The sequence below is a fragment of the Devosia sp. CAU 1758 genome, from assembly GCF_054482695.1.
In genome coordinates this window covers 834,384-841,604 of the sequence record NZ_JBTLRJ010000002.1, presented here as the reverse complement: position 1 = coordinate 841,604, position 7,221 = coordinate 834,384, and the positions used below count along the sequence as shown (strand labels likewise).

Annotated in this window: 7 protein-coding genes and 1 rRNA gene; 2 read left to right on the top strand and 6 right to left on the bottom strand. The window is 59.2% G+C overall.

Annotated elements, in window-relative coordinates; translation table 11 throughout:
- Positions 1-87, top strand: a 5S ribosomal RNA gene (gene rrf, locus ACXYMS_RS10100); the annotation flags it as partial.
- Between the two features lie 105 nt (positions 88-192).
- On the opposite strand, the gene ACXYMS_RS10095 is transcribed toward rrf, so the two are convergent.
- The 6 genes from ACXYMS_RS10095 to ACXYMS_RS10070 all read right to left on the bottom strand — a co-directional run bounded on the left by ACXYMS_RS10095 (position 193) and on the right by ACXYMS_RS10070 (position 5,730).
- Positions 193-1,050 (bottom strand): HNH endonuclease, encoded by an 858-nt coding sequence (locus ACXYMS_RS10095; protein ID WP_458905915.1) that lies wholly within the window; start codon positions 1,048-1,050, stop codon positions 193-195.
- A gap of 126 nt (positions 1,051-1,176) precedes the next feature.
- The gene (locus ACXYMS_RS10090; RefSeq protein WP_458905913.1) at positions 1,177-2,049 is read right to left on the bottom strand and encodes an ABC transporter ATP-binding protein; all 873 of its coding nucleotides are present in this window, start codon (positions 2,047-2,049) and stop codon (positions 1,177-1,179) included.
- Complete coding sequence (locus ACXYMS_RS10085; RefSeq protein WP_458905911.1) at positions 2,046-3,071, bottom strand: ABC transporter substrate-binding protein; 1,026 nt, start codon at positions 3,069-3,071, stop codon at positions 2,046-2,048. Before ACXYMS_RS10085 ends, ACXYMS_RS10090 begins: the two co-directional genes overlap by 4 nt.
- Before the next feature lie 24 nt (positions 3,072-3,095).
- Positions 3,096-3,866 carry an ABC transporter permease gene (locus ACXYMS_RS10080; protein WP_458905910.1) on the bottom strand — a complete coding sequence of 257 codons (771 nt, stop codon included), beginning with the start codon at positions 3,864-3,866 and terminating at the stop codon, positions 3,096-3,098.
- Between the two features lie 698 nt (positions 3,867-4,564).
- Positions 4,565-4,840 (bottom strand): helix-turn-helix transcriptional regulator, encoded by a 276-nt coding sequence (locus ACXYMS_RS10075; protein ID WP_458905908.1) that lies wholly within the window; start codon positions 4,838-4,840, stop codon positions 4,565-4,567.
- 41 nt (positions 4,841-4,881) lie between these two features.
- Positions 4,882-5,730 carry a hypothetical protein gene (locus ACXYMS_RS10070; RefSeq protein ID WP_458905907.1) on the bottom strand — a complete coding sequence of 283 codons (849 nt, stop codon included), beginning with the start codon at positions 5,728-5,730 and terminating at the stop codon, positions 4,882-4,884.
- Between the two features lie 285 nt (positions 5,731-6,015).
- Here ACXYMS_RS10070 and ACXYMS_RS10065 point away from each other — a divergent pair, with 285 nt between their 5' ends.
- Positions 6,016-6,912 carry a RepB family plasmid replication initiator protein gene (locus tag ACXYMS_RS10065; RefSeq protein WP_458905905.1) on the top strand — a complete coding sequence of 299 codons (897 nt, stop codon included), beginning with the start codon at positions 6,016-6,018 and terminating at the stop codon, positions 6,910-6,912.
- Positions 6,913-7,221: the final 309 nt, after the last annotated feature.

Below are 7,221 nucleotides of genomic sequence, written 5' to 3'. Positions count from 1 at the left end.
CCGATCCCATCCCGAACTCGACCGTCAAATCCCTCCGCGCCAATGGTACTAAGTCTCAAGACTTGGGAGAGTAGGTCACTGCAAGGTCTGCAAAAAACACCTAAGTCTCAACAACGATGCCAATCACAAAAGCCCCCGCCAAAAGCGGGGGCTTTTGTCATTCAAGGGTCTCGGATCTTTGACGTTCCAGCGCTAGTTCTGAAATACCATCTCGCGATGAAACCGCAAATGTTCGGCCGCCGGGCGGATGGCTGCGGCCTCGGCGAACCAGGCCCTGCTGCGGCCGTTAAAGCGCGTGCGCAGATCGGGCGTCATGCGGTTGCTGACCAGGATCTGTCCCTGCGGCGCCAGCGTAAACAATCCGATGTCATAGGCCCAGTGATGGGTACGGCACATGGGCAGCGCATTGGTGATGACATCGGGGCCGCCAAATTTGAGCGCCTGAACGTGGCATACTTCCACCTCGTACAGCCCCCGCTCGGCATCGCCGTGATTGCTGCCGCAGACCGCGCAGGCGGAGCCATAATGCTCCAGCACCACCCAGCGCAATTGTGCGTCGCGCAATGCCACGTCCCGGAGGATCCGCGGGCGTGCCGCACTGTCGCCTGGTGGCGCCGAAAGGACCGGCTGAGCCGGCGCCCTGAAGCCCCGTGGTTGCGCCAGCGCGTTTTCCATTCGGTCTATCGCTTGTTGGTCATCTGCACAGAGCAGACGGATGCCGGTGGAGAAATAGCTGAAGGCAATGCTGCCATCGGGGCGGTACGCCAACGATTCAAGCGGCTCGGCCACGTTTTCGAGCCGGATAGTCCGTGCAAAGGTTTCAATGGCGTACAGGTCCAGAAACATGAAACGGCGATGGGTCGCATCCAGCCGCACGCCCGCAATTTCCGCCTTGCCGAAATAGCCGTGCCGGGCTTCGTCGCGTGGTGCATAGAGCAATACGGTGCGGCCAATGGCGCTGAAGGCCAGGTCCTTGTTGCGGTTGTCTATCCGCACCATGGCCAGTGATTTTTGCCGGCTGGGCCGGACGTTGAGAACAGCAAATGGCATACGGATCCCCCTAGTGGGGAACTACGTAGAAGCCCGTGGGGAATATTGCCTTAACCGGCGCCATCATGGACGCACAGAACTCTTGTGCGGCATTGCCTGGGGCGCGGCGGTTTGGGGTAGAAAGGCTCAGGCGTCAGCGTCATGCCCCGGCCTGTCCCCTTGTCGTCCGAAAAAGGCCGAGGCCGGATCGGCCAGGACAAGCTGCCGGATTTGCGCCCACAAATGGACGCGCAATTCTGCATAAAGCGGCAGGCCCGCGACACTTGCCATGGTGCGCGGACGCGGCAGGTCGATGACCAGATCATCGAGGATCGCTCCCCCTCCCATCACCAGCACCCGGTCGGCGAGCAGCAGCGCTTCATCAACACTGTGAGTGACAAAGACGATGGTGGGACGCTGACGGTCCCAGAGTGCAAGCAATTCTTCTTGCATCAATTCCCGCGTCTGCGCATCGAGACTGGCAAAGGGTTCATCCATGAGCAGCACGTCCGGAGCGCCGACCAGTGCGCGGGCCAGCGCCACCCGCTGGCACATGCCGCCCGAGAGCTGGGCCGGAAAATGGCCTGCCCATTGGCTCAGGCCGACCTTGTCGAGATGAGCCCGCACGCGTGCGTCGCGTTCCGCGGCGGGGAAACCGCCGGCTTCCAGCACGAAACCGACATTGTCCGCGACATTGCGCCAGGGGATCAGGCGGAAATTCTGGAACACCAGGCCAATGCCGAGTTCGGGTATGGGTGCGACGCCCCCGATTTCAATCCGGCCCCTGTCGGGTTCGATCAGCCCATCGGCCAAGCGTAGCAGCGTGCTCTTGCCACAGCCCGATGGGCCGAGAATGGCGACGAATTGCCGGGCCGGGATCTCAAGATTGATGGCGTCTATTGCCAGTGTCGGCTCCTGCCCGGTGCGGGCGAAAGCCTTGGTCACACCCGCAAAGCGGATCGAGCGGCCTGCTTCCCCGGGCCGGCGCGATGGGCCCAATGCGGGCCCCTTCCGGTTCATCGGTCCGCCGGATCCTTGCCGGGCTCAACGCCTAGCACGGCAAGGGCGCCATCGGCAGGTGCGAAATCCACCCACGCTTCCAGCGGAGGAGTTTGCAGACCGGCAAATTCCGCCGTACCATGGAGCCAGTCAGCCGTATAGGCCAGTTCATCGGCGCTCATTCCGCCATTGACGCTCCAGCTCACGGCAAAGTTCTCTGCGAGCTCCTCGAGCATATGGATGTCGGCATCGGGCAGGGCGTCGGCCATTGCAGCCACCCAGAGTTGCGGATCGGCGGCGAAATCGCGGCTGATGCGGATCAGGGCGCGGATAACGGCGGCGACATCCTCCGGACGCTCCGACAGCACTGTGCCGGTCACTGCATTGACCTTGTTGACCAGCGGCGCGGCGGCATAATAGGCCTCCTGATCCACCAGCACATGTAGGCCACTGGTGTCGGGCAGGCTCCAGGTGCCGATGGACATGGTGGTGGCCTGGATTTGGCCGGCAAGCAGTGCCTGGGCGCGCACATTAGGCTGCCCCAGGCTGACGATCTGCGTTGTCTCGATGTCGCCGCCCAGTTGCGACAGCACCAGGGAAGAAAGGGAATGGTCGAGGCTGCCGATGCGGCCGACGCCGAAGCTGGTGCCCTCGAGCGCGGCAATTGAGTCGATGTCGTCATGCGCCGCTATCAGGAAGGGCAGCGACTTGTTGGGTGAGGCAACTGCGCGAAAATCGTGGGCGCCGGCGGCAATGGCCTGCAGCAATGCATCGACACCGACATTGGCCATTTCGCCCTCACCCGATTGCAGCGCCGCCAGCGCCGATGGCGTCTGCTGCACGCGCACCAGCTCGACATTGACCCCTTCGCGCGCGAAATAGCCAAGGGTCACTGCAAGGTCCATGACCGAATTGGGCACCAGCGGCGGTTCGAGATGGGTGACGATCAGCCGGAACGGCGCATCGGACTGCGCCTGAGCGCCGCCTGTCAGAAGGCTGGCCAGCATCAGAGGCGCAAGGAGCAGTTTGAGGGCGGGGGACATGCCTGAACAATCCAGTCTGAGAAATCAGCGAGACCAGCGCGTAAGACGGTTTTCGACGAGACGCAAGCCTTCGGTGACTACCACGCCAATGGCCGAAAGGGTGAGTACGACCACGAAGTATTCGGCCATGCGGAAGGTATTGCCGTAAAGCGCCAGCAGCCCGCCGAGGCCGGTGACCGCCGTATAGAGTTCGGCTACTACCGTATTGATCAGCCCGATGGTCGCCCCGATGCGCAGTCCTGCCAGGATATAGGGGACCGCGCCGGGCAATACGATGGCGGCGAAGATGCGGACGCGGCCTGCACCCACCGAGCGCGCCATTTCCACAAGGTCCCGGTTGGCCTGCCGCACCCCGGCATAGCTATTGATGATGATCGGCATGACCGCCCCCAGAAACACCACGAACAGCTTGGCCTCGACGCCCAGGCCCAGCAGCACGATGATGAGAGGAATGAAGGCCACCCGGGGTGTGGCAGCCAGCGCATAGACATAGATTTCAAGCGTCCGTCCGAGGAGCCCGAAGGCGCCCATGATCACGCCCAGGGGTAGGGCGACCGTGACGGCCAGCCCGAAGCCGCCCAGATAGGTGGTAAGACTGGTCAGCAGGGCCGATGGCAGCCGGCCCTCTGACCAGAGCCGTCCGGCGGCCAGCGCCGTTTCAAGCGGCGTGGGAATGATGTTGCGGGTGACGGATTGGGAAGCCAGCCACCAAAGGGCGAGCAGCAATGCCAGAAAGAGCAGTCGCGAAAACGCCACCACGAGTGGAGCCGGATGCGCATCGTTATTGCCGATCATGCTGCGCCTCCATGCTCGCAATACCGCTCGCTGGCCGCAGCGAGGCTGCAAGCAAGGCACCTGACGGCCATCGGGTGTGGGGCGGGATTTTGGAGCGGGTGAAGGGAATCGAAATAGCCGTCTAAGCACTTGTAAATAAACTAACAATTTTCCAAGAAGCTGAATGGTACCAACAATCGTACCAACAAAGATGTGACCTTCTATGAGACGAAGTGAGACGGCTCCACACTGGCACAAAATCCACAGAAAGTGAACGCGTCCGCTCCGGCCGCGCCTTTGGTGTCCTAGAAAACTAAAAGCCTGGCTTCACCCCGAGCACATCTCGACTGACTCCATTGTGCGGCACGACCCCGCCCCATCGGTCTCCGCGTTTTGCGTCCGACCATCCAAGCACCGCTATCTAGCCCAATGGCGCGTGCGCGGTGCCAAGCGCGTTCACGCTCTCGCAGAACGTCAGGGCGCTGAAGTGGAGGAGGAGAACACAAAATCTTGCAAAGCCGCGGTATTTAAACCGCTTAACTGCAGGCCGTTTCGCCGGATACCCGCATGCTATCCACGGTCCCTTTTACTTGAATACGGGACCTAAACCCCGTTCCCTCTTCGGTTTTGGGATCACACAGATGCGAATTCGGCGCACGAAAAAGCGCGCCCTTAACGGGCAGCGCTTTCATCGTTAGCTGCGCTGTATAAAGAGAGATCTACTCGTCGTCCGGCCTGGGCTCCGCGTATGGCCTCTCGCTGAGCCAACCCTGGATATCGGTTTCCCACCAACCGATGCGCCGCTTGCCGATTTGCACCCGTCGAGGGAAGTCCCCCTTTGCCTCCATGCGATAGATGTGCGCACGGCAATAGGGAATCTTTTCAAGCACCGCTTTCAAGCTCAAGAGCTTGGGTGTGGGAGACAGGTTGTTATCGTTGTGGGGAGTAAGAGCCATTGTCACCTCCATGATGCGCCACGACGGCGACATCATCATTGACCTTACTCCAATGTATGTCAATCTTTGGAGTTAAAGTTTTATGGCTTTTGGTCCATGCGCTGAAGTTTCCGACGGACAGAGTGTTTTTCTACCGGAGTGAGCTCATCATAGCCTCCTTCCACTGCCCGTTGGAGGCGCTCCCTCACCCGATCCGGCCGCGTTGGCATATATAGTTCCGCAGGAAGCGAGTTCCTGCGTTCAAAGTCATTAATAGCCTGATAGAGGGAAGGGTCATTCCTTCTCAAATACGACCGCATGTTCGTCCGGCAATGGGGGAAGTAAGGTCCGTAGACGTCTCTCAGGAATTCAATAAGAGATTCCGCAACTCCCTGCCCCGCCGCGCCTTTAGGCCGTTTGGGCCAGTACCGCGGAGGGCTGTCGGGTAGCTGACGATAAGCTAGGGTTTTGTCGGGCTGATCTTTCACGGGCTCCTTCGGTGGGCGCGGAAATCGCCCCACCCCAATTTCCCGCAAATAAGACCATATAGCCTCTGAGAACTGCAAATAAAAATTTGTATTTGGTTTAGTGTTAGCGCCTACAAGTAAATCAAAATGCGCATCAACACGCGAAAAATCTGCTTTTTTTAACGCGCCATAAAGAATAGAAACCTTCTCTTGGGGCGAAAAGTCAGGATATGGAAAATCCTCTACTAGAGTTGATGCTATTCTGTGCGCCTCGGCGAATGTAGTCTTCGAGAATTTTCTAGTGCCGGAGTCCTTTAGGCAACCGCTGATTGCCATTAGTGCCGCCTTCACCCGCGGCGGAGTAGTTTTTCTCTGTGGCGTCGGCACCGACCTCCGCGCCAATGCGACCGCCCTTTGCCCCTTCTTGACATGGCGCTCAGAAACCGGTGGCTGAAGGTCCTCTTCAATACGCTTCTTAGGCATTTGGTCGGCCCTAATCCATAGACTGCCTCTATATGGATTATATCAGACGCGGTCAGTAGGTCTAATGACTAAATGAGGATCGTTTCACGACGAACAAACCTAGGGACGATGCCGAACCTCTCCTTGACTCGCTTAAGTGAGTTATTGGGCGGCGATGGAGTCGCATCAGGCATGCCCTTGCCTGCACCGATTCGATAAGTGAGGAATTGGGCGAGAGTTATGGTAAGTGCCTACGGGTGAACACTTTTCTTGACTGGCTCACCCAAGAACGGCACAGTCGGATAAGTGAGTTCACCGGATACCCGTCTCCCCAAACCTGCTGTCGCATCCCGCCCGACAACCGCACCCCTGCTCGCCACAGACATCAAGGTTACCGGCCACCCGCTGGATCCCACCAATTGGGGCAAGATCATCAAGCCGCGCGAGCTTGTCGACATCATCGAGCTGACGCCGCTCACCCGCAATGAATCCATCCTCTACAATCAGCTGCTCGCCAATGCCTGGAACGACATCCGAACCCGGCCGGTGCACAAGGTTCTCAAGGCTTCGCTTCGGGGTTCGCATGATAGCAATGACCGGCTGGACGAGGCCTTCGACAACCTGATGAGTGCCTGGGCGAAAATCCGCGCCCGCGACCCGCATACAGGCGGTATGACCACCTACCGGATTCACCTGCTGGGCACCAATGCCGAGGAGGAAAAGGACAACGGCTATTTCTATTACACGTTTCCGCCGGACCTCCTCGCTGTCATCACGCAAAGCCGCGCCTGGGCGACAATCAAGTCGCACATCATGTATGCCCTACGCTCGAAATACTCGATCCGGCTCTATGAGATGATCGAGCGGCGCATTGGCATGATGCGGCAGTTCGAGGAAATCGACGTCGATGCCTTCCGCTCCTATCTGGGTGTGCCAGAAGGCAAGCTCGCCCGCTTCGCCGACTTCAACAAATACGCCCTGAAACCCGCTCTTGAGGAGGTCAATCACCTGACCGACTTCGTGGTTCGTGTGGCCACGGTGAAAAAGGGCCGCATGGTCGAGAGGCTGATCCTGAGCTGGGACCGGAAGACGGCTTCACAGATTGAAGCCGCCCATATCGAGCGCGAACGCTCTCGCGTGGGCCGCGAAGCCCGCTGGAGCCGTCAGGTCGAGCAAATCAGTTTTGCTGGCGATGAGGACTAGCCAAATCCATGCCGCCCAAAAACTCACCTTGGGTGTTTCAGAGTACGGTCGGCGCCCACTTCCTCACCTCAAACCGCCCATTTCCCCGCTTTACGCGCCCAGTTTCTCACCCCAAACCGCCCAGTTACTCCCCTATCCCGCCCAAAAACTCACTTTTGGCGCCGTAAGCGACTGATCCGATTGGCAAAAAGTGGCCCTGAATCTGAATCTTGAATCATTGAATAAAGAGAAAGGCCAAATCGGTGACAAATCGGAGTCCAGAGCCTCGCATGCGCTCGGCAATAATGGCGTGGGGGGGGGGGGGGGGGA